1 protein-coding gene and 1 pseudogene are annotated in these 1569 nt (G+C 66.8%); both read right to left on the bottom strand.

The window, feature by feature from the left end:
• Nucleotides 1-691 (bottom strand): annotated as a pseudogene (locus AC1DIM_RS19710) (transposase); the annotation flags it as partial.
• A 61-nt stretch (nucleotides 692-752) separates the two neighbouring features.
• The gene (locus tag AC1DIM_RS19705) at nucleotides 753-1397 is read right to left on the bottom strand and encodes an oxidoreductase (protein WP_477712166.1); all 645 of its coding nucleotides are present in this window, start codon (nucleotides 1395-1397) and stop codon (nucleotides 753-755) included.
• Nucleotides 1398-1569 lie beyond the last annotated feature (172 nt).

The following is a 1569-nucleotide window of genomic DNA, read 5'->3' as shown; positions in this document are numbered from 1 at the left end:
CAGGAGGTCACGTCGGACTGGAAGTCGAAGCTGACCACGTGCATCGGGTACTGGGCCGTGAGGCGTTTCTGTTCCCCGGCGCCGGGCCCGGTGCGGCGCTTCTTCCTCGCCCGGGGTTTACAGACCAGGCCTTCATCGCGCCAGAGCCGCCGGATCCGCTTCCTGTTCAGCGCCACGCCGTCCCACTCCGGCTGGGCCAGCAGATGCCAGCGCACCTTCCGCCAGCCCCATGCCGGATGCTTGCCGGCGACGGCGCGCAAGGCTGCGCGGAGCCGGGCTTCCTCGAAGCCCATGTCGGGTTTCTTCTTGCGGAACGCGGACCGGTTCTGCCCCAGCACCGCGCACGCGAAGCGTTCGGACGCCCCGAACTTCTCCACCGCCATGCGCACTGCACGACGGCGGGGTTCGGGGCTCAGAATTTTCCAGTGACCACCTCGTTCAGGATGTCGATGGCCAGTTCCTTCTCCGCCAGCAGCCGCTTGAGCCGGGCATTCTCCTTCTCCAGCTCCTTGGTCCGCTTGGACGCCTCGGCGCTCTTCTCGGACCCGTACTGGTTCAGCCAGCGATACCAGGTCGCCTCGGTGATCTGGAGTTCCTTGATGACCTCGACCATCGGGCGGCCCTCATTGAGCATCTTCTGGCCCTGCCGGACCTTGGCGATGACCTGCTCGGGGGTGTGTCTGCGTGCCATGATTCGTGAATTTCCTCCTGTGTCCATTCTCGGACACGAAACTCACACAAACACTGGACTTCTACCTGGGGACCCAACCATCCGGGCCGGTGCGTTGCCGGATCGCATGTACGACCTCTTTCACGAAGCGGCCTCGTCCGGCGGGGTTACTCCCGTACCCGTCCTGTCGGTGGTTGTTCGAGGCGTCGAGGAACTGGCCGACCAGGAATCCGTGGCCTCCGTGCACTTCGATGCCGTTGATGCCGGCTTTCTCGGCGCGCGCGGCGGCCGCGGCGAAGTCCTCGACCGCTCGCTGCACCTCACCGGTCGTCATGCCTCTCACCCCGGTCTGCGCATCATCCCACGGACCCACGACCTCCTGGCCGGACCGCGTCCTCTCCGCACGCACGCCTCCGTGATGGAGCTGCACCGAGGACCGTGCACCAGCGGCGGAGGCGGCGGCGGCAAGGCGCTCCGGCCCGGGCAGGTGCTCGTCGGAGGAGATACCGAGCTGGCCGGGCCAGACCTGTCCGGCCGGGTGCACATAGGCGGCCGCGGTCTGCAAAAGGCCGAACCCTCCTTCGGCGCGGGCGACCAGCCAGGCGAGCTCCTCGTCTGACATTGTCCCGTTCGGATTGCTCTGCTGATTGGTCATGGGCGCGAGGACCAGGCGATTGGGCAGAGGGTGGCCATGGCGCAGATCCAGCGAGTCGGACAGATTCGTCATGCGGCTCCTGTGGGATACGGATTTACCTAGACGATATGAGGTGAGGGTGGTTGGGTTTCCTGTCCGTCCGGGGCGGCCATTGTCGCCGGGCGGTCCCGCGGCGCCGGCTTGATGCTGGCGGGTTTCCGTCGTGTTGGGGAGGCGGCGCCGCGGGGCCTATTGCCCGGCGGAA

This window comes from Pseudarthrobacter sp. 01T43, assembly GCF_056398665.1.
This window is presented reverse-complemented; position numbering and strand designations above follow the sequence as displayed.